Raw genomic sequence first — 20,564 nt, 5'->3', positions numbered from 1 at the left:
CCGTGTCCGCAACCGCCACCACCCTGAGCACCCGGCGCCGTCCACCCCGCGAAGCGGCCGGCTCGCCCCTGCTCCTCGGCCACGGCCGGCTGCCCCGCGTCCTGGCCGGGACGGCCCTCGTGGTCCTCGCCGTCGTCTGGCTGGTGCCGTTCGTGTGGGCGATCATCACCTCGGTGCAGAGCGAGGAGGACATCAACACCACCGGGCTGTCCCCCTTCAAGGGCGCCTTCACCCTGGACGCCTACCAGCAGATCCTGGAACGCGGCAACGTCACCGTCTGGGCCTTCAACAGCTTCCTGATCTCCGCCCTGGTCACGCTGATCACCGTCGCGGTCTCCACCCTCGCCGCGTACGGCTTCTCGCGCGGCACCTTCCGCGGGCGCAAGGCGCTGCTCGGCGTCACCGTCGCCGCCATCATGGTCCCGCCGCAACTGCTCGTCGTGCCGCTGTTCGACCAGATGACCCTGTTCAACCTGGTCGACACCTACGCGGCCGTCATCCTGCCCCAGGTCGTCGCGCCGATGATGGTCTTCATCCTCAAGCGGTTCTTCGACGCCATCCCCAGGGAGCTGGAGGAGGCGGCCCGGATCGACGGCGCCTCCGAGTTCCGGGTCTTCCGGTCGATCGTGCTGCCGCTCTCGCGGCCGGTCGTGGCCGCGGTGGCGATCTTCGTCTTCATCGGCGCCTGGAACAACTTCATGTGGCCGTTCATCGTCACCAACGACCCCGACCTGATGACCCTCCCGGTGGGCCTGGCCACCGTCAAGGACGCCTACGGGATCCAGTACGCGCAGTCCATGGCCGGCGCGCTGCTCGCGGCGCTGCCGCTGATCGTGGTCTTCCTCCTCTTCCAGCGCCGCATCGTCAACTCCGTGGCCACCACCGGCCTCGGCGGCTCCTGAACCCAACCCGGCTGTACCCACGGGCCCGGCGTTCGCGTGCCCGGCCCACCGATCGACTGGAGCATGTGTGCCCACTCACTCCGTACCGCGCCCGGAGTACCCGCGACCGCAGTTCGTGCGCCGCGACTGGCTCAACCTGAACGGCGCCTGGCAGTTCGAGACCGACCGGGGGGACAGCGGCCTCGAACGCGGTCTGCTCGACCGCGAACTGCGGGACGAGATCCTCGTCCCGTTCCCGCCCGAGTCCGAGCTGTCCGGCATCGGCGACACCGACTTCCTGCACGCCGTCTGGTACCGGCGGGCCCTCACCCTGCCCGCCGCCTGGGCCGGACGCCGCGTACTGCTGCACTTCGGCGCCGTCGACCACGACACCACCGTGTGGGCCGACGGCAAGGAGGTCGCCCGGCACCGCGGCGGCTTCACCCCCTTCACCGCCGACCTCGGCGACATCGCCGGGGCGGGGGAGGAGGTGGTCATCACCGTGCGGGCCCGCGACCCCAAGTCCGGCCCGCAGGCCCGCGGAAAGCAGGCGGTCCAGTACGCCAACCACGACTGCAACTACACCCGGGTGACCGGCATCTGGCAGACGGTCTGGCTGGAGCCCGTCCCCGTGACGCATCTGCGGCGCCCCCGGATCACCCCCGACCTGGCCGGTTCCGCCTTCCACCTGGAACTGCCCCTGTCCGGCAACCGCCCGGGCCACCGGGTCCGCGCCGTCCTCAGCGACGCCGACGGCGAGGTGAGCCGTGCCGAGGCCCGCGCCGACCTCGACCTCGCCCCGCGCCTGCACCTGCCGGTGCCGGAGGACCGGCGGCGCGAGTGGGGGCCCGAGGACCCGCACCTGTACGACCTGCGCCTCGAACTCCTCGACGCGGCGGGCCAGGTGGTCGACAGCGCCGACAGCTACGCCGGCCTGCGCGCCGTCGGAGTGCGCGGCAAGGCCGTCCTGCTCAACGGCCGCCCCGTCTTCCAGCGCCTCGTCCTCGACCAGGGCTGGTACCCGGACGGGCTGATGACCGCCCCGACCGACGAGGCCCTGGTACGGGACATCGAGCTGGCCATGGCGGCCGGCTTCAACGGGGCCCGGCTGCACCAGAAGGTCTTCGAGGAGCGCTTCCTCCACCACGCCGACCGCCTCGGCTACCTGGTCTGGGGCGAGTTCGGCGACTGGGGCTGCGAAACGGGCGGCTCCTCCGGCGACAACCAGAAGCCCGACGCCTCCTACGTCGCCCAGTGGCTGGAGGCGCTGGAGCGCGACTACTCGCACCCCTCGATCATCGGCTGGTGCCCGCTCAACGAGACCTACCAGAAGCTGCACGACCGCATCACCCAGCTCGACGACGTGACCCGGGCGATGTTCCTGGCCACCAAGGCCATGGACACCACCCGCCCCGTCGTCGACGCCTCCGGCTACGCCCACCGGGTCGCCGAGACCGACGTCTACGACTCCCACAACTACGAGCAGGACCCCGCCGCCTTCCGGCAGCTGATGTCCGGCCTGGCCAAGGACGCGCCCTACGTCAACGCCCACGAGAGCGGCGCCCCCTACTCCCAGCCCTACCGCGGCCAGCCGTACTTCGTCAGCGAGTTCGGCGGCATCTGGTGGGACCCCGAGGCGGCAGCCGCACAGTCCGGCGAGGACCGCACCGTCTCCTGGGGCTACGGGGAACGCGTCCGGGGCGAGGACGAGTTCCACCAGCGGTTCAGCGGCCTCACCGAGGTCCTGCTCGGCGACCCCGACATGTTCGGCTACTGCTACACCCAGTTGACCGACGTCTTCCAGGAGCAGAACGGCATCTACCGCTTCGACCGCGGCGAGAAGCTCGACGTCGCCCGGGTGCGCGCCGCCCAGCTGCGCCCGGCTGCCATCGAGGAGCCGGAGGCCTAGCGGGACCGGGGGCCGGAGACGCGTCGCCGCCTCCGGCCCGCCGCCCGGGGGATCAGAAGGGCCGGTCGCCCTCGATGGCGACGCGCTCGGCGACCCGGCGCTCGGACCCGTAGTCACCCACCGCGTAGTGCTGCGTGGCCCGGTTGTCCCAGAACGCGATGTCGCCGGGCTGCCAGCGCCAGCGCACCTGGTACTCCGGCACGTGCGCCTGCTGGAACAGGAAGCGCAGCAGCCGGTCGCTCTCGTCGCGGTCCATGCCGGTGATGTGCGTGGTGAAGGACGTGTTGACGAACAGCATGCGCCGGCCCGTCTCCGGATGCGTGCGCACCACCGGGTGCTCCACGGGCGGGAACAGGTCCTGGTGCGGCAGCAGCCGCTCGGGCCCGTAGAACCGGGCGAAGCCGGGGATGAAGTCGTGCACCGCGCGGGCGCCGTCGATGCGGTCCTTCACCTCCCGGGGCAGGTTGTCGTAGGCCGCCGCCATGTCCGCCCACATCGTGTCCCCGCCGAACGGCGGCACCTCGCGCAGCTGGAGCACCGCGCCGAGGGCGGGCCGCTCGCGGAAGGTGACGTCGGTGTGCCACACGTTCTCGTACGTCGGCGCGGCCCCGGCGCCCTTGTCGAACCGGACGACGTCCTCGCTGGAACCGGCGGCGAGCAGCGGGTTGGTCTCCAGCTCGCCCCAGTTGCGGGCGAAGGCGCGCTGCTGCTCGGAGGTGAGGTGCTGGGCGCGGAAGAACAGCACCTTCCACTCCAGCAGGGCGCGGTTCAGCTCCTCGCGCAGCGCGGGGGTGAGCGGGCGCGAGAGGTCGACACCCCGCAGTTCGGCGCCGATGGTGCGGGCCTGAGGGACGACCTCGACGTGCTCGTAGGGCCGGTCCTGCCATCCCTCGGGCAGGCGGCGCAGAATGCGCCGGCCCTCGTAGATTCCGTCCCCCGGGATGCGTGCTGCGCGCAGAACGGTGCTCGGACCGACGGACGTGACGGACATGGGAGTCCTCCCCTTGTGTGACGGTACGCGTGACATCCGGCCACGGGGTGGCGCGAGGCCACCGCCGGACGGCCGGGGAAACGAGGGTGCTGCGGATGCTCCGGGCCGAGGACCGGAGGGAACGCCGACGGGCTACGACGCGACGGGCGTCGGACGGTCGGTGCGAAGGAGGCCGTTAAAGGCCGGAACGCTCACAGCCGGTCCGCTCGGGCACGCGGGGACACTCCGCGGTGGTGCCGAACCGGTGTGTGGTCATGGCACCGATTGTGTGATCTTCGCCCGTCCGTGTCAACAGGGTCACGGTTGACGCGGAACGAAGGGGAGCAGGTCGTCCCCCTCCGGCTGGACGACGCCGTAGCTGCTCTCGGGCACCTTGTTCCACACGCCGGGCAGGTCGCCCAGGGGCTCCGAAACGATCAGGCGCGTGCTGTCGGAGGCCTCCTTGAGGAACGGCAAGGAGGGATGCAGCGCGCGCAGGCTCTCCACCCGGCTGCTGTAGTACAGCGACCGCGACTGCGCCTGGCTGGAGTAGCGGAAGGCCCACAGGCGGTGCCCGTCGGTGACGGCGACCGTCATCTGCAGCGGGAACTCCACGCCGTGCTCGTGGCCGATCTCCTCCACCAGCCCCGCCATCCGGGCCACGGCTCCTGGAGGGTCCTCCTCCAGGCCGAGCGTGAGCGCCAGGTAGAACATCATCTCCGAGTCCGTCGACCCCTCGATGTCGAGGTACAACCGCGGATCGACCGCCAGGGCGAGGTCCCGGCGCAGCCGGTGGAACTCGGCGATCGCGCCGTTGTGCATCCACATCCACCGGCCGTGGCGGAACGGATGGCAGTTGGTCTGCTGCACGGGACTGCCCGTGGAGGCCCGGATGTGCGCGAAGAACAGCGGAGAGCGGACATGGCTCGCGATCTCCCGCAGGTTGCGGTTGCTCCAGGCCGGCCCGATCTCCCGGACGATCGCGGGCGTCGTCATCTCCGGCCCGAACCAGCCGACCCCGAACCCGTCCCCGTTCGTCGTCTCGACGCCCATGCGGGCGTGCAGGCTCTGGTCGATGAGCGAGTGCTCGGGCTGGTAGAGCAGGGTCTCCAGGAGGACCGGCGTCCCCGAGTAGGCGAGCCATCGGCACATCGCTCCGTCGCCTCCCTAGCGGCCTGGGCAGCCCCGGACGTCAGTCGACCGGCCAGGTGTGGACCGGGGCGTTGAGGTGCATGTAGTCCATGTACTGCTGGGTCATCCGGCGCAGCGCCTCGTGGCGGCCGGGCCGGGCGGTGGCGTCGATGTGGTGGAACATCTCCTTCTGCCACACCGCGCCGTTGCGGCCGGTGACGCACCGCTGCTCGATGATGCCGAGCAGCGGCTCGCGCCAGGCGGAGTCCATGCCCGACAGTTCCAGACCCCGGTGCGCCAGCGGCAGCAGCCGGCGCAGGACCAGCTCGGGCACCGTCACTTCGCCCGCTCCGGGCCAGTACAGGTGTGCCTCGATGCCGTGCCGGGCCGCGGCGTGCAGGTTGTCCTCGGCGACCGAGAAGGACATCCGCGACCACACCGGCCGCTCCTCCTCCACCAGGGCGCGGGTGAGCCCGTAGTAGAAGGCGCCGTTGGCGAGGGTGTCGGCGACGGTCGGTCCCGCGGGCAGCACCCGGTTCTCCACCCGGATGTGCGGTTTGTCGTGGGCGACCGCGTAGACGGGCCGGTTCCAGCGGTAGATGGTGCCGTTGTGCAGGGTCAGTTCGCCCAGCTCCGGGATGTCGCCGCGGTCGAGGGTCTCGGCGGGGTCCTGCTCGTCGCACAGCGGCAGCAGCGCCGGGAAGTAGCGCAGGTTCTCCTCGAACAGGTCGAAGACGCTGTTGATCCACCGCTCCCCGAACCACACCCGGGGCCTGACCCCCTGGGCCTTGATCTCCTGCGGCCGGGTGTCGGTGGCCTGTTCGAACAGCGGGATGCGGCTCTCGTGCCAGAGTTCCTTGCCGAGCAGAAAGGGCGAGTTGGCCGCGAGGGCGACCTGGACCCCGGCGATGGCCTGCGCGGCGTTCCAGTAGCCGGGGAACTCCTCCGGGGCGACCTGGAGGTGGAACTGGGTGCTGGTGCAGGCGGCCTCGGGCGTGATCGTGTCCGCGTAGGTCCGCAGGCGGTCGACGCCGTCCACCTCGATGTGCAGGTCCTCGCCCCGGGCGGCGAACACCTGGTCGTTGAGCAGCCGGTAGCGCGGGTTCTCCGACAGGGCGGCCTCGCCCACGTCCTGCTGGCGCAGCGTGGGCAGGGTGCCCACCATGATCAGATGGGCGCCGACCGACGCGGCGCGGTCCTCGGCGTGGTTCAGGGCGGCACGGATCTCGGTCTCCCAGGCGTCGGGGCCGCCCGCCGTCAGCCGCCGGGGCGGGATGTTGATCTCCAGGTTGAACCGGCCCAGCTCGGTGGACCAGGAGGGGTCCGCGATCGCTTCCAGCGCGTCGCTGTTGCGCATCGCGGGCTCGCCCGCGTCGTCGACGAGGTTCAGTTCGATCTCCAGGCCGACCTGGGGCCGCTCGGTCTCGAACCGCGACTCGCGCAGCATCTGCGCGAAGGCCTCCAGGCACTCCTGCATCTTGATCCGGTACCGGCGGCGGTCCTCGCGGGTGAAGACCAGCGCCGGGACGTCCCGTCCCATCGGTCCTCCCGGGGTTGCCTTCCTCGGACGCTCCTCCACCCCAGCGTCGCACCACCCGGCGCACCCCACCAGACGGGACGCGGACGGGGGTCCGCCGCACGGTGTGCGGCGGACCCCCGTCGGTCGGGTTCCTCGTGGGCCGATCAGGCCTTACAGCTTGCCGGAGGCGCGCACCGTGATCTTCGCGGAGGTCCTGCCCTCGGGAGAGGAGCCGTAGCCCTCGATCTTGTCCACCACGTCCGTGCCCTCGACGACCTTGCCGAAGACGACGTGCTTGCCGTCCAGCCACGGGGTGGGAACCGTGGTGATGAAGAACTGCGAGCCGTTGGTGTTCGGACCCGCGTTGGCCATCGACAGCAGGTACGGGCCGGTGTGCTTCAGCTGGAAGTTCTCGTCCTCGAACTTCGCGCCGTAGATGCTCTTGCCGCCCCGGCCGTTGCCCTCGGTGAAGTCGCCGCCCTGGAGCATGAACTGCGGGATCACGCGGTGGAACGGGGAACCCGCGTAGCCGAAGCCGTGCTCGCCGGTGGCCAGCTCGATGAAGTTCTTCGCGGTCTTGGGGGTGACGTCCTCGAACAGCTCGAAGACGATGCGGCCCGCATCCTGGCCGTCGATGTCGATGTCGAAGTAAACCTTGGAATTGCTCATCGCACCATTGTTACGTGTGACCCCCGGTGATGCCGAATCGGCTGCCCGTTCAGTGTGCGGCGAGCAGTACGAGGGTGTCGATCACCCGGTTCGAGAAGCCCCACTCGTTGTCGTACCAGGCCACCACCTTGACGTGCCGGCCGTCCACCCGGGTCAGTGCCGAGTCGAAGATCGACGAGGCCGGGTTGCCCGTGATGTCGGAGGAGACCAGCGGGTCCTCCGAGTACTCCAGCACGCCGGCGAGCGGGCCGTCCGCGGCGGCGCGGTAGGCGGCCAGCACGTCCTCGCGCGTCACGTCGCGGGCCACGGTCGTGTTCAGCTCCACGATCGATCCCACCGGGACCGGCACCCGGATCGAGTCGCCCGACAGCTTGCCGTCCAGACCCGGCAGGACGAGACCGATCGCCTTGGCGGCGCCGGTCGTGGTCGGCACGATGTTCACCCCGGCGGCGCGGGCGCGGCGCGCGTCGCGGTGCGGGCCGTCCTGGAGGTTCTGCTCCTGGGTGTAGGCGTGCACCGTCGTCATGAAGCCGTGCTCGATGCCGGCCAGCTCGTCGAGCACCGCGGCGAGCGGCGCGAGGGCGTTGGTGGTGCAGGACGCGTTGGAGACGATCGTGTGCGCGGCCGGGTCGTAGGCGTCGGTGTTCACGCCGTAGGCGAGCGTCACGTCGGCGCCGCTGGACGGGGCGCTGACCAGGACCTTCCGCGCGCCCGCGGTCAGGTGGGCGCGGGCCGCGTCGGCCGAGGTGAAGCGGCCGGTCGACTCCAGCACGAGGTCGACGCCCAGCTCGGCCCAGGGCAGCTGCGCGGGCTCGCGCTCGGCGAGCACCTTGATGCGGTGCCCGTCGACGACCAGGGTGTCCCCGTCGACGGTCACCGGGCGGCCGAGCCGGCCGGCCGTCGAGTCGAAGGCGAGCAGGCGGGCCAGGGTGGCGGGTTCCGTGAGGTCGTTGACGGCGACGACCTCCAGCTTCGTGTCGCGTTCGAGCAGTGCGCGCAGCACATTGCGCCCGATGCGGCCGAATCCGTTGATGCCGATGCGAGTCATGAGCGGTGTGTCCCTTCGTTCGCCGCCACTTCCTTCGCCACCAGGCTCGCGCACGCCGGGCGGGCGTGGCAGCGGCGTGAGTGCCACGGTTCGCAAGGATCACGCCAGGCGAGGGTGGACGGCGCGCGGCCCGGCTACTCGCCCCTGGCGAAGGTGCGCCGGTACTCGCTGGGAGTGGTGCCGAGGATGCGCTGGAAGTGCAGCCGCAGGTTCGCCCCGGTGCCGAGGCCCACGTCGGCGGCGATCTGCTCCACGCCGCGCTCGGAGCGTTCGAGCAGCTCACGGGCCAGGTCGACACGGGCCCGCATCACCCACTGCATCGGCGTGTACCCGGTGTCCTCGACGAACCGCCGGGACAGGGTGCGGGCCGACACCGCCGCGTGCCGGGCCAGTGCCTCCAGGGTGAGCGGTCGGTCGAGCCGGCGCAGCGCCCACTCGCGGGTGGCGGCGAACCGCTCGCCGAGCGGCTCGGGCACGCTGCGGGGCACGTACTGGGCCTGGCCGCCGCTGCGGTAGGGGGCCGCGACGAGACGACGGGCCGCGTGGTTCGAGGCGGCCACCCCGAGGTCGCCGCGCAGGATGTGCAGGCACAGGTCGATGCCGGAGGCGGCGCCCGCCGAGGTCAGGACGCTGCCCTCGTCCACGAACAGCACGTTCTCGTCCACCCGCACCCGCGGATGCTTCGCCGCCAGGGCCCGGGTGTAGTGCCAGTGGGTGGTGGCCCGTCTGCCGTCGAGCAGGCCCGTGGCGGCGAGCGCGAACGCGCCGGTGGAGATGGCGGCGAGCCGCGCGCCCCGGTCGTGGGCCGCCGTCAGCGCGTCGACGACGCTCCGCGGCGGGTCGTCGACGTCCGGGGACCGGTAACCGGGGAGGAAGACCACGTCGGCCCACGCCAGGGCGTCGAGGCCGTGGGCGACGTGGTACGACAGGCCGTCGCCCCCGGTCACCAGGCCGGGCGCGGCACCGCACACCCGTACCTCGTAGGGCATGCTCGCGCGCGTCGTGAAGACCTGCGCCGGGATGCCGACGTCGAGCGGTTTCGCGCCTTCGAGCACGAGGACGGCGACGCGGCGCAGGCGGGGGGACGGCACGGGAAGAGCCTACGCGGGGGAGGGAGCGCGGGGGTCAGCCCAGGCCGAGGACGCTCATCGTGTGCTCGGCCATGCGCCGCTCGCCGAGGGCGTTGGGGTGCACGGGGACGAGGCTGTGCCCGAACAGCAGCGGTTCGATCCAGCGGGTGCCGGGCGCCTCGCAGGCGTCGTGGCCGTCGGAGACCCCGGAGAAGTCCACGTAGGTGGCGCCGGTCTCCTCGGCGGCGCGCCGGACCGCGTCGTTGAGGTGCGCCTGGACGGCCCGCAGGTAGGGCACGTCACCGGCGGCGACGGGCAGTTCGGCGAAGCAGGCCGGGTCGGCGGTGGCCGGGGTGATCCACGGGTAGCCGAGGGCCGCCACCCTGGCGTGCGGAGCCCTGGCGCGGACCTTGCGGAGCGCCTCCTTGAGCGCGGGATACGTGTTGGCCTCGATCTGGTCGTCGAAGGAGGTGCCGTGGCGGTCCTTGCAGGGGCTGCCCTTGCCGCCGCTGAGCACCCCTGCCGTGCCGCAGGCGGTGATGGCGTTGATGAACGTGTTGTTGTCGTTGCCGCCGATGGTGAGCGTGACCAGGTCCGTGCCGGTGCCGAGCGCGTCCAGCTGCGGTGGTGTGCCCGGGTACTGGGCCTCGGTGAAGTGCGAGGTCTGGGCCGCGCCGCAGGTGACGTCCTTGAGCCGGGCGCCCGTGGCGGCCGCCAGGACGTGGGGGTAGTTGGCCGTCGAGCGCAGACAGAGCAGGTTGGTGGGGTCGATGGGCAGGACGCCCGAGCCGGCGCTGTAACTGTCGCCGAGGGCGACGTAGTCGAGGGCGGGCGTGGCGTGGGCGGGCGCGGCGTGCGCGGTGGCGTCGGTGAGGCCGAGGGCGAGCGCGCCGACCGCGGCGGCTGTCGCGGTCATGACACGGCGAAGGGCATGCTTCGGCATGTGCTCTCTCTTCTTCGGGAGGAGTGCGGCAGCGGGTTACCCGGCGGTTCTACTTTTAAGTAATGTGCAGGGCCGTTGACTCCAAGTCAACGTTGCTGACGGAACTTCTCGCGGGCGGTGTGCCGGTCGCCGTTCGACCAAGTCGATTGATTTTCGATCGATTCCCATTGAAGATCGATACATGCACCGACTCTTCATCGCCGCACTCCGGGCCGGCATCGCCGCAGCGATCCTGCTCGGCCTCTTCGGGCAGATCGTCGTCATCCCCACGACGGCAGCCGACGAGGCCGACCGCTTCCCGCCCTACGAACCCTTCGCCGTGCCCTACGCCACCGTGGCGATCCTCGGCGTCGCCTGCGTCCAGGTGGTGCTCGCCGCCGTGTGGATGCTGCTCGACATGGTCGAGCGCGACGCCGTGTTCTCCCGGCGGGCGTTCCGCTGGGTCGACACCGTCATCGGGGCTACGGTCGTGGCCACGCTGCTGGCGTTCGGCGTCGCCGTGCACCTGGCCGTTGCGGAGATCCCCTCTCCCGACGACGGCATGCAGGTGCTCGGCGCGCTCGGTGCCGCGGTCGCCTGCGTCGGCGTCGGCGCCGCCTTCGCCATGCTCGTCGTCGTCCTGCGCGGCCTGCTGAGCAAGGCGACCGCGCTGCGCAGCGAGCTGGCCGAGGTGGTCTGACGCCGCCTCAGCCAGGGACCGGGTCCTGCTCCCTGCGGGGCACGGCGGCGGTCCGGGCCGCGCGGGTGCGCGGTCCGAAGAGGCTCAGCGCGATCGCACCGACCAGCCAGGTGCCGGCGATGAAGTAGAAGACGCTCCGGTAGCCGTGCGCGTTGTAGAGGGCCGCCACGATCAGCGGCCCCGCGGCGTTGGACAGCCGGCCGAGCCCGTACGACACGCCGGTGCCCAGGGACCGTCCGCGCGTGTCGAACAGCTCGGGCGAGTAGGCGTAGCCGAGTGCCGTGTAACCGCGCTCGAAGAGGTTGACCAGGAAGCCGAACACGATGATGAGCACCGGGTTGAACGTCAGGCCGTACAGGAGCCCGCACACGGCGATCAGCGTGCCGAACGCGGCCAGGCACCACTTGCGTTCGAACCGGTCGGTCACGAGGGCGGCCAGATACGAGCCCAGCGGCGCGCCGACGGTGGTCAGCGCCACGTAGAAGACCGACTTCTCGACGCTGAAGCCCTCCTTGGCCAGCAGCGTCGGCGCCCAGCTCGAATAGCCGAAGAACCCGATGGTCTGGGTGACCCACAGCACGGTGAGCAGCAGCGTCGGCAGCAGGTACCTGCGCTGGAGCAGCAGCCGCAGCGGGGCCTTGGTCACCGGCTCCTCCTCGACCGGGGGCGCGGGCGCCGGCAGCGGGCCGTGCTCGGCGGCCACCGACGCCTCGATGTCGCGCAGCACGGCGTCCGCGCTCGCGTGGTCCCCCCGGCTCTCGTGCCACCGCGGCGACTCCTTGAGGCGCCGGGTGAACAGGACCAGCAGGATGCCGAGGGAACCCCACAGGTAGACCAGGCGCCAGGTCCAGTCGGCGAGCGGCACCACCCCGCTCGCGACGAGGTTGGTGACCGGGGTGCCGCAGATGCCGATGACGATGGCGTACGCCTGGTACTTGCCGCGCACGGCCGACGGGTACATCTCGTTGACGTAGATGACCGCGACCACGGTCATCGCCGCCAGCCCCGCCGAGGTCAGCACCCGGAAGACGGTCAGCGACACCAGGTCCCAGGAGAACGCCGACGCGAACGAGAAGACGCCGAAGAACAGCGTCGTCAGCAGCAGCGTCCGCTTGCGGCCCAGGCGGTCGGCGACGGTACCGGCGACCACCGAGCCGAGGAACATGCCGACGAACGACAGCGAGGTGACGTAGGCGACCTGGTCGACCGAGATGCCCCACAGGTCGACGAGCTTGGGGGCGGTGGTCGCGAAGGTGTTGATGTCCGCGAACTCGAAGAAGTAGGCGAACGACACGGCGAGCAGGGTGACTTTGTGGAACCGGGAGACCGGCAGCCGGTCCAGCCGGTTCAGCGCGTTGGCGTGCTGCATGACGGGGTCCTTGTCGCGGGGATCGGGGACGGCGACGGCCACGGGGACGGCCGGGAGGGGGAGCGGCTCACCGGTCGCCGGGCCAGTACAGGCGGGCCGGGTTGTCCACCAGCAGCCGGCGTTGCTGCTCCTCGGTCACGGCGATCCGCCGTACGTGGTCGACGAGGAGACCGTCGTCGGGCATGTGGTCGGTGAGGTTGGGATGCGGCCAGTCGGTGCCCCACAGCACGCGGTCGCCGAACTCCTCGACGACGCGGCGGGAGAAGGGCAGGACATCGGCGTAGGGCTCGCGCTCCCCGTCCAGCGCGGCGGGACCGGTCACGCTCAGCCGCTCGGGGCAGGAGACCTTGACCCACACGTCGGCCCGGTCGGCGAAGCGCAGGAAACGGGAGAACTCGGGGCCGTCCACGGGCTGCGTGACGTCCGGGCGCCCCATGTGGTCCACGACCAGCGGGGTGGGCAAGGAGGTGAAGAAGTCCGCCAGTTCGGGCAGGTCGGCGCTCTCGAAGTAGAGCACGACGTGCCAGCCGAGCGGGGCGATCCGCCGCGCGATCGTACGCAGGGCGTCCTTGGGCGACGCGTCGACCAGCCGGCGCACGAAGTTGAACCGCACCCCGCGCACCCCCGCCGCGTCCAGCGACCGCAGCTCGGCGTCGGTGACGTCCGGCCGGACGGTCGCGACACCGCGCGCCCGACCGCCGCTCGCCCGCACCGCGTCGAGCATGGCGCTGTTGTCGGCACCGTGGCAGGTGGCCTGCACGATCACCTGACGGTCGACGCCGAGGTGGTCGCGGAGGGCGAAGAGCTGGTCCTTGCCCGCGTCGCAGGGCGTGTACTTGCGCTCCGGGGCGAACGGGAACCGGGCCTGCGGACCGAAGACGTGGCAGTGGGCGTCGGCGGTGCCGGGCGGCAGCCGGAAGGAGGGCCCGGACGGGGCCGGGTGCCAGTCGAGCCAGCCGGGGGTCTTGGGAGCCAGGGTCGTCATGTCAGCGCCCCTGTCGCTTCAGCAGCGCGTCCAGACGCGGGTACACCGCTCGCGCGTTGTGCTCCTGCACGGCGGCGACCTGCTCCGCGGACAGGGCGGACGCCTCGACGTAGCGCCGGGTGTCGTCGAAGTGGTGGCCCGTGCACGGGTCGACGTCCCGCACCGCGCCGATCATCTCGGAGGCGAACAGCACGTTGCGGGCCGGGACCACGTCGAGCAGCAGATCGATGCCGGACTGGTGGTACACGCAGGTGTCGAAGAAGACGTTGCCGAGGACGTGCTCCTCCAGCGGCGGTTTGCCCAGCGCCATGGCCAGACCGCGGAACCGGCCCCAGTGGTACGGCACCGCCCCGCCGCCGTGCGGGAGCACCAGCCGCAGGGTGGGGAAGTCCGCGAACAGGTCTCCCTGCACCAGCTGCATGAAGGCGGTGGTGTCGGCGTTGAGGTAGTGCGCGCCGGTGGTGTGGAAGGCCGGGTTGACGCTCGTGCTGACATGGACCATGGCCGGCACGTCGTACTCGACCAGCTTCTCGTAGAGCGGGTACCAGGAGCGGTCGGTGAGCGGGGGAGCGGTCCAGTGGCCGCCCGAGGGGTCGGGGTTGAGGTTCACCGCGACCGCGCCGTACTCCTCGACGCAGCGCGTCAGCTCCGGGACGCAGGTGGCCGGATCGACACCCGGCGACTGCGGCAGCATCGCGGCCGGGACGAAACGCTCGGGGTAGAGCCCGGCGACGCGGTGGCACAGCTCGTTGCAGAGCGCCGCCCACGCGGCCGAGGTGCGGAAGTCACCCACGTGGTGCGCCATGAACGACGCCCGGGGCGAGAAGACGGTCACGTCGATGCCGCGCTCGTCCATCATCCGCAGCTGGTTCGGCTCGACGCTCTCGCGCAGTTCGTCGTCACTGATCCGCAGGTCGGCGGGCGAGGGCGGCGCCGCGGGGCCGGTCAGGGCCGCGGTCTGCCGCTCCCGCCAGGCGGCCAGGGCCGGCGGTGCCGTGGTGTAGTGACCGTGACAGTCGATGATCATGGGGCTGCGTCCTCCGGGATCGGGTCGTCGTCGACCGCGGCAGCCTCTCCGCGGCCGCCGGGCGGCCGGGAGACGTCCGGACACAGAACTAACCTCCCCTTAACAAGGGGGTCGCCCCGACCGTCCACCCTGCGGACCAGGCGCAACGTGCCGCCGAGCGTGGTCTACATTCGGACGCAGACATCCGGACGCAGGCATTCCGACCTGGCTGCTGCGACCGGGGAGGGAGGCGGCAGGATGCAGATACTGCTGGCCGAGGACGACGACGGAGTCGCCGGAGCGCTCGTGGAGGTCCTGTACGACCACGGCCACGTCACCCGGCGGGTCACCCGAGGCAGGGACGTGCTGACCTACCACCGCAGCTCGGACCTGCTCCTCCTCGACCTCGGCCTGCCCGACGTGGACGGCCTGGAGGTGCTGCGCAGGCTGCGGGCGGTCAGCGACCTGTCCGTGCTGGTGCTGACCGCGCGCGGCGACGAGCGCTCGGTGGTGCGCGGCCTGCGGCTCGGCGCCGACGACTACCTCGTCAAGCCGGTGCGGCTGACCGAGCTGCTGGCCCGCATCGAGGCCGTCACCCGGCGCACCGCCGCCGCCCGGGCGCCGCGCACCGCCCGGACCGTGCGGGTGGGCGACGTGGAGATCGCCCTCGACGCGCGGCAGGTCCGCGTCGACGGGACCGAGGTGGAGCTGACCACCAAGGAGTTCGACGTCCTGGCCGTGCTGGCCCGCCGGGCCGGGACGGCGGTCAGCCGCGAACAGGTCCTCGACGAGGTGTGGGGCGACGCCTACCACGCCGTGTCCCGCTCCCTGGACGTGCACCTCACCCAGTTGCGGGCGAAGCTGGGCCGCCCGGAGCTGCTCACCACGATCCGGGGCTTCGGCTTCCGGCTCGGCGACTGAGGACCGGCGCGTGCGCACCCGGGTACAGACCGTGCTGCTGCTGTTCGGGGTGCTGGCGGTGGCCGCCTTCGCCGTCCCGCTGCTGCTGTTCACCGCCTCCGACCGCACCCAGCAGCTGGTCCTCGCCCGCAGCTCCGACCTGGACCGCTTCGCGTCCCTCATGGACCGGGCGGCCGCCAACGGCGACACCTCGGCGATCGCCGCCGAGGCCCGGCGCTACACCCAGCTCTACGGCGAACCCCTCGTCGTCACCGACACCCGCGGCCACCCCGTCGTGCAGACCGGCGGCATGCGGGCCGCCGACCCCGCCGTCGCCCGGCTGGTCGACGCGGCCCTGCGCAACCAGAGCACGCACCCGCGCGGCGCTCTGCGTCCCTGGTCCCGCGGGCACCGCCTGTTCGCGACCCCGGCGGGCACCGGCACCCAGGTCTCCGGCGCCGTGGTGCTGCGCGCCGACGTCGACGCGGCCGCCGGGGACATCGCCCGGCGCTGGGCCGCCGTGCTGGCCGGCACCGCGCTGGTCGCCCTCGCCTGCACCGTGCTGGCCCGGGCGGCGACCCGGTGGGTGGTCAGCCCGCTGCGCCGGCTCGACCGTGCGGTCGGAGAGCTGGCGGCGGGGCTCCCGCCCGAGCACACCCTGCCCGGCGGCCCGCCGGGACAGCGCGGCTCCGTCTCCGTCGGCGGACCGCCCGAGCTGCGTCAGCTGGCCACCGGCTTCAACCGCATGGCCCGCACCGTCACCGCCGCACTGGAACAGCAGCGCCGGCTGGTCGCCGACACCTCCCACCAGATGCGCAACCCCATGGCGGCCCTGCGGCTGCGGGTGGACGCCCTCCAGACCCACCTGCGGCCCACGGGCGAGCGCACCTACGCCGGGGTCAACACCGAACTCGACCGGCTGGAGACGCTGCTCGACGACATCCTGGCCCTCGCCGCCGCCGAGCACCGGGCCGGGGAACTCGCGGTCACCGACGACCCGGGCGCCCACTGCGACGCCGCCGAGGTCACGCTGGGCCGGCACCGCCTGTGGGAACCGGTCGCGCGCCGCGCCGCGGTCCGGCTCACCGCCGAGGCGGCCGGGCCGGTCCCGGCCGCCTGTACCGAGCGCGAGCTGGCCCAGGTGACGGACATCCTGCTGGACAACGCGATCAAGTACGCGGGCGGCGGCGCCCGTGTCCGGCTGCGCTGCGCCGCCGAGGGCCGGTACGCCGTCGTCACCGTCACCGACGACGGCCCCGGGCTGCGGGCGGAGGAGATCGACCGGGCCGCCACCCGGTTCTGGCGCTCGGCCCGGCAGGCCGGGACATCCGGCACGGGCCTGGGCCTCGCCATCGCCGAACAACTCCTGACCGGCCGCGGCGGCCGCCTCGAACTGGTCCCCGCGCACCCCCGCGGCCTGCGGACCCGCGCGATCGTGCCCCGCGCGCATACCGCGGGAGCCGAAGGAGGGGCCCGGTGAGGCGGCGCACGGTCCTGCGGGCCGCGTTCGGGGCCGGCGCCGCGGGCGTCCTCGGCGGGGTGCTCACCGGTGACCTCGCGCACGGGCGTGCCGAACCGGGCGGGCTGCTGCGACTGGCCACCGGTGAGCCGACCGCCTTCTACGCCGCGTTCGGGCGGCTCCTCGCCGAGCAGGTGGAGGCCGCCCACCCCGGGCTGCGCTGCCGCGTGCGGACCACCGCCGGGAGCATCACCAACATCGAGCTGCTCCGCGACGGCGAGGCCGACCTCGGCCTCGTCCTCACCGACACGGCCCGCGCCGCCCAGGGCACCGGGCTCTTCCCGCGCCCCGTGCCCCTGAGGGCGATCGGCCGGGTCTACGAGACCTACCTCCAGTTCGCCGTGCGCGCCGACGCCCCCGTGCGCAGTGTGGCCGACCTGGCCGGACACCCCGTCTCGCTCGGCGCCGTCGGCTCCGGCGCGGCTCACCTCGGCGCCCGGCTGCTCGGCGCCGCCGGGCTGACACCCGGCACCGGCGTCCCGGTACGGCACCTGCGCCTGGCCGACGCGGCGGCGGCCCTGCGGGCGGGCTCCGTCGTCGGGCTGCTGGTCGCGGGCGGCGTGCCGCTGCCCACCCTCTCCGACCTGGACCGCGACCCCGGGCTGCGCTTCCTGCCGCTGGCCGGCCTCCTGCCCGGGCTCGCCGGCGGCCGGGACGGCAGGGCCGCCTCGGGACTGGAGGAGGTGTCCCTGCCGCAGAGCGCGTACCGCGCCTCGGCCGGTGTCGCGACCATCGGCGTCTCCAACCTGCTGGTGTGCCGCCCCGACCTGGACCCCGCCGTGGCCGGCATCCTCACCCGCCTCCTGGTCCGGCGCGCCCCCGCGTTCGTGCCCGACCACGCCGTCGGGGCCCAGTTCCTCGACGTCCGCAGCCTCATCGGCACCGGCGGCGTGCCGCTGCACCCGGGGGCGGTCGCGGCGTACCGGTCGCTGCACGGCTAGACGCTGTCGCTAGGCTTCCCGAGCCTCGTACATCCCGTCCGCCCGCCCCGGAGGCCCCGTGCAGCCCACCGAGTCCGAACTGGCCGACGCCGTCCACCGGGCGGCCCGCGCGGCGCTGCTCGACCTGTTCCGCGCCCACCCCGGCCACCGGTTCTACTACTGCACGTTGGTGACGTCCGGGGAGGGCTACGGGCCCGCGCTGTCCGCCTGGTCGGTCGAGGCCCTGGCCGCCGAGTCGGAGCGGCAGGGATGCGCGCCGCTCGACATCAAGTGGTCGTACGCCGACTCCCCGTTCTGCTGCTACGGCGAGGAGCACCTGGAACCGGTCCGGCCCCTGTTCGAGGCCCGGGGCGACCTCTTCGACCTGCCGGACGACGAGGCGGACGCGGAGTTCGAGCTGCGCCTGCGGGCGATGGAGACGGCCGTGGCCCGGCTGGACGCCGAGGGCGTCTTCGGCACCGGAGCCGACCGGCACCGCGTCGTCGTCACCGTCGAGGTGCCCTCCGAGGAGGGCGACGAGGAGCGGACGCGGCGGCTGAATCCGCCGGAGGCGCTGACGGACTGGGCGAGGGAGACGGGCACGGAGGTCGCCTGACCGGCACCGACGGCCGCCCGGGCTGTTCTAGAGTTTCCCCCACCAGTGCAGACGACTCTGTGGACCAGTGAGGTACTCACCAGCCATGACGACCGAAACGTTTGAGTTCCAGGTAGAGGCGCGTCAGCTGCTTCAGCTGATGATTCACTCCGTCTACTCGAACAAGGATGTCTTCCTGCGCGAGCTCGTCTCCAACGCCTCCGACGCGCTGGACAAGCTGCGCCTCGCCACCCTGCGCGACGACGCCCCCGACGCCGACGTGAGCGACCTGCACATCGAGCTGGAGATCGACAAGGACGCCCGCACCCTGACCGTGCGGGACAACGGCATCGGGATGTCCTACGACGAGGTCACCCGGCTGATCGGCACGATCGCCAACTCGGGCACCGCCCAGTTCCTCCAGGAGCTGCGCGAGGCCAAGGACGCGGCCGGGGCCGACGGGCTCATCGGCCAGTTCGGCGTCGGCTTCTACTCCGGCTTCATGGTGGCGGACGAGGTCACGCTCGTCACCCGGCGCGCCGGCGAGACCGAGGGCACCCGGTGGACCTCGCGCGGCGAGGGCACGTACACCCTGGAGCGGATCGGCGAGGCCCCCCAGGGCACCGCGGTCACCCTGCACCTCAAGCCCGCCGACTCCGAGAACCAGCTGCACGACTACACCTCCGCGTGGAAGATCAAGGAGATCGTCAAGCGGTACTCGGACTTCATCACCTGGCCGGTCCGCCTGCTGCCGGAGCCGGGCAAGGCGGGCGACGGCAAGGACGGCGACGGCGCCGAGGCGCCCGAGCCCGAGACGCTCAACTCCATGAAGGCCCTGTGGGCGCGCCCGCGTGACGAGGTGTCCGACGAGGAGTACCACGAGCTCTACAAGCACATCGCCCACGACTGGCGCGACCCGCTGGAGACGATCCGGCTCCAGGCGGAGGGCACCTTCGAGTACCAGGCCCTGCTCTTCGTGCCCTCGCACGCCCCGCACGACCTGTTCACCCAGGGCTACCAGCGCGGCGTCCAGCTGTACGTGAAGCGCGTCTTCATCATGGACGACTGCGAGGAACTGCTGCCGCCCTACCTCCGCTTCGTCAAGGGCGTCGTGGACGCGCAGGACCTCTCGCTCAACGTCTCGCGCGAGATCCTCCAGCAGGACCGCCACATCCGCATGATCCAGCGCCGCCTGACGAAGAAGGTCCTCGCGACGGTCAAGGACCTCAGGACCTCCGCGCCGGACCGCTACGCCACGTTCTGGCGGGAGTTCGGCGCGGTGCTGAAGGAAGGCCTGGTGACCGACTCCGACAACCGGGACGCGCTCCTCGCCGCCTGCTCCTTCGCCTCCACGCACGACGCCGACGAGCCCACCGCGCTCAAGGACTACGTGGCGCGGATGAAGGACGGGCAGGACGTCATCTACTACATGACGGGCGAGTCCCGGCAGGCCATCGAGAACTCCCCGCACATGGAGGCGTTCCGGGCCAAGGGCGTGGAGGTCCTGCTGCTCACCGACGCCGTCGACGAGGTCTGGGTCGACGCGGTGGGGGAGTACGAGGGCAAGGCGCTGCGCTCGGTGGCCAAGGGCGAGATCGACCTGTCCGGCGGCGAGGAGGACAAGAACGACGCCGAGAAGGAGAAGCAGGGCGAGGAGTACGCCGGGCTGCTCGGCTGGATGACCGAGCACCTGGGCGAGGACGTCAAGGAGGTCCGCCTCTCCTCCCGCCTCACCGTCTCTCCGGCCTGCGTCGTCTCCGACGCGGGTGAGCTGACCCCCGCCCTGGAGAACATGTACCGGGCGATGGGCCAGGAGGTGCCCAGCGCCAAGCGGATCCTGGAACTCAACCCGGAGCACCAGCTGGTGAAGTCCCTGAACCGGGCCTGGACCGACCGGCAGGACCGCACGGAGCTGACCGAGACCGCCGATCTGCTGCACGCCCTCGCGGTGCTGGCCGAGGGCGGCCGGCCCAAGGAGCCGGCCCGGTTCGTGCAGCTGATGGCGGACCGCCTGGAGCGCACCCTGTAACCGGCCGGACTTCGGCCCCCTCAGAGACCGGGACGCCACGCCGTCCGCCATCCGCATGGCGAGACGGCGTGGCACCCGGAGGGCACTCCTCCGTATATTCGTACGCATGTATGCATCGGCTCCGCTGCTGTGCCTCGCGCTCTTCGCGTGCTCGGCGTGGTGCGTCGACGACGGCCTCTGTCGCCGCTGAGCCCCGGACCGGCCGCGCTCCCCGCGCCGCCGGTCCGCCAGCGCCCGCCGTCCCCGTGCACACCACCCCGGAGATCCTTCCGTGACCACCGCACCCCCGGCCGGGTCGTCCCCGGCCGCGCCGCCGCGCGCGCCCGCGGCCCTGTTCGCCCCCTCGCCCACCTCGTCGGCCCGGCCCGAGGCCCCGCCCCTGCCGCCGGTACGGCGGACCCCGCTCGCCGTGTCCGCGCTGC

At 72.3% G+C, this 20,564-nt stretch carries 18 protein-coding genes; 8 read left to right on the top strand and 10 right to left on the bottom strand.

Translation table 11 applies throughout. From position 1 onward, the window contains the following. Positions 1–2: 2 nt before the first annotated feature. Entirely contained in the window at positions 3–902 is a 900-nt protein-coding gene (locus K7854_RS11705) for a carbohydrate ABC transporter permease (RefSeq protein ID WP_226026358.1), read from the top strand. Between the two features lie 67 nt (positions 903–969). After that, positions 970–2,790: a glycoside hydrolase family 2 protein gene (locus K7854_RS11700; protein WP_226026357.1), complete on the top strand. Its 1,821-nt coding sequence runs from the start codon at positions 970–972 to the stop codon at positions 2,788–2,790. A 52-nt stretch (positions 2,791–2,842) separates the two neighbouring features. On the opposite strand, the gene K7854_RS11695 is transcribed toward K7854_RS11700, so the two are convergent. From K7854_RS11695 to K7854_RS11665, 7 genes are all read right to left on the bottom strand, one after another. Further along, a complete protein-coding gene (locus K7854_RS11695; RefSeq protein WP_226026356.1) occupies positions 2,843–3,781 on the bottom strand; it encodes a TauD/TfdA dioxygenase family protein in 939 nt (312 codons plus the stop codon). A 297-nt stretch (positions 3,782–4,078) separates the two neighbouring features. Next, positions 4,079–4,912, bottom strand: coding sequence for a class II glutamine amidotransferase (locus K7854_RS11690; RefSeq protein ID WP_161380697.1), 834 nt, complete (start codon positions 4,910–4,912; stop codon positions 4,079–4,081). Positions 4,913–4,952: 40 nt separating this feature from the next. After that, positions 4,953–6,431 (bottom strand): glutamate-cysteine ligase family protein, encoded by a 1,479-nt coding sequence (locus K7854_RS11685; protein WP_226026355.1) that lies wholly within the window; start codon positions 6,429–6,431, stop codon positions 4,953–4,955. Positions 6,432–6,581: 150 nt separating this feature from the next. Beyond that, a complete protein-coding gene (locus tag K7854_RS11680) occupies positions 6,582–7,079 on the bottom strand; it encodes a peptidylprolyl isomerase (protein ID WP_226026354.1) in 498 nt (165 codons plus the stop codon). Positions 7,080–7,128: 49 nt separating this feature from the next. Then, a complete protein-coding gene (gene gap / locus K7854_RS11675) occupies positions 7,129–8,127 on the bottom strand; it encodes a type I glyceraldehyde-3-phosphate dehydrogenase (protein WP_226026353.1) in 999 nt (332 codons plus the stop codon). 134 nt (positions 8,128–8,261) lie between these two features. Then, the gene (locus K7854_RS11670) at positions 8,262–9,218 is read right to left on the bottom strand and encodes a GlxA family transcriptional regulator (RefSeq protein WP_226026352.1); all 957 of its coding nucleotides are present in this window, start codon (positions 9,216–9,218) and stop codon (positions 8,262–8,264) included. Positions 9,219–9,252: 34 nt separating this feature from the next. Next, positions 9,253–10,140: an SGNH/GDSL hydrolase family protein gene (locus K7854_RS11665; protein WP_226026351.1), complete on the bottom strand. Its 888-nt coding sequence runs from the start codon at positions 10,138–10,140 to the stop codon at positions 9,253–9,255. A 181-nt stretch (positions 10,141–10,321) separates the two neighbouring features. Here K7854_RS11665 and K7854_RS11660 point away from each other — a divergent pair, with 181 nt between their 5' ends. Beyond that, entirely contained in the window at positions 10,322–10,819 is a 498-nt protein-coding gene (locus K7854_RS11660) for a DUF2975 domain-containing protein (protein WP_226026350.1), read from the top strand. 7 nt (positions 10,820–10,826) lie between these two features. Here K7854_RS11660 and K7854_RS11655 read toward each other — a convergent pair whose 3' ends face one another. From K7854_RS11655 to K7854_RS11645, 3 genes are all read right to left on the bottom strand, one after another. Next, positions 10,827–12,188: an MFS transporter gene (locus K7854_RS11655; RefSeq protein WP_226026349.1), complete on the bottom strand. Its 1,362-nt coding sequence runs from the start codon at positions 12,186–12,188 to the stop codon at positions 10,827–10,829. Positions 12,189–12,255: 67 nt separating this feature from the next. Further along, positions 12,256–13,173, bottom strand: coding sequence for an amidohydrolase family protein (locus tag K7854_RS11650; RefSeq protein WP_226026348.1), 918 nt, complete (start codon positions 13,171–13,173; stop codon positions 12,256–12,258). A gap of 1 nt (position 13,174) precedes the next feature. Beyond that, complete coding sequence (locus K7854_RS11645) at positions 13,175–14,200, bottom strand: amidohydrolase family protein (RefSeq protein ID WP_226026347.1); 1,026 nt, start codon at positions 14,198–14,200, stop codon at positions 13,175–13,177. Positions 14,201–14,437: 237 nt separating this feature from the next. Here K7854_RS11645 and K7854_RS11640 point away from each other — a divergent pair, with 237 nt between their 5' ends. From K7854_RS11640 to htpG, 5 genes are all read left to right on the top strand, one after another. Next, entirely contained in the window at positions 14,438–15,100 is a 663-nt protein-coding gene (locus tag K7854_RS11640) for a response regulator transcription factor (protein ID WP_226026346.1), read from the top strand. A gap of 10 nt (positions 15,101–15,110) precedes the next feature. After that, complete coding sequence (locus K7854_RS11635) at positions 15,111–16,559, top strand: sensor histidine kinase (protein WP_226026345.1); 1,449 nt, start codon at positions 15,111–15,113, stop codon at positions 16,557–16,559. Beyond that, entirely contained in the window at positions 16,556–17,539 is a 984-nt protein-coding gene (locus K7854_RS11630) for a TAXI family TRAP transporter solute-binding subunit (RefSeq protein WP_226026344.1), read from the top strand. Before K7854_RS11635 ends, K7854_RS11630 begins: the two co-directional genes overlap by 4 nt. A 58-nt stretch (positions 17,540–17,597) precedes the next feature. Further along, entirely contained in the window at positions 17,598–18,134 is a 537-nt protein-coding gene (locus tag K7854_RS11625) for a DUF4303 domain-containing protein (RefSeq protein ID WP_226026343.1), read from the top strand. Between the two features lie 85 nt (positions 18,135–18,219). Then, the gene (gene htpG / locus K7854_RS11620; RefSeq protein ID WP_226026342.1) at positions 18,220–20,142 is read left to right on the top strand and encodes a molecular chaperone HtpG; all 1,923 of its coding nucleotides are present in this window, start codon (positions 18,220–18,222) and stop codon (positions 20,140–20,142) included. The last annotated feature ends 422 nt before the right edge of the window (positions 20,143–20,564 follow it).

Source organism: Streptomyces hyderabadensis (genome assembly GCF_020404845.1).
Classification (GTDB): Bacteria; Actinomycetota; Actinomycetes; order Streptomycetales; family Streptomycetaceae; genus Streptomyces; species Streptomyces hyderabadensis.
This window is presented reverse-complemented; position numbering and strand designations above follow the sequence as displayed.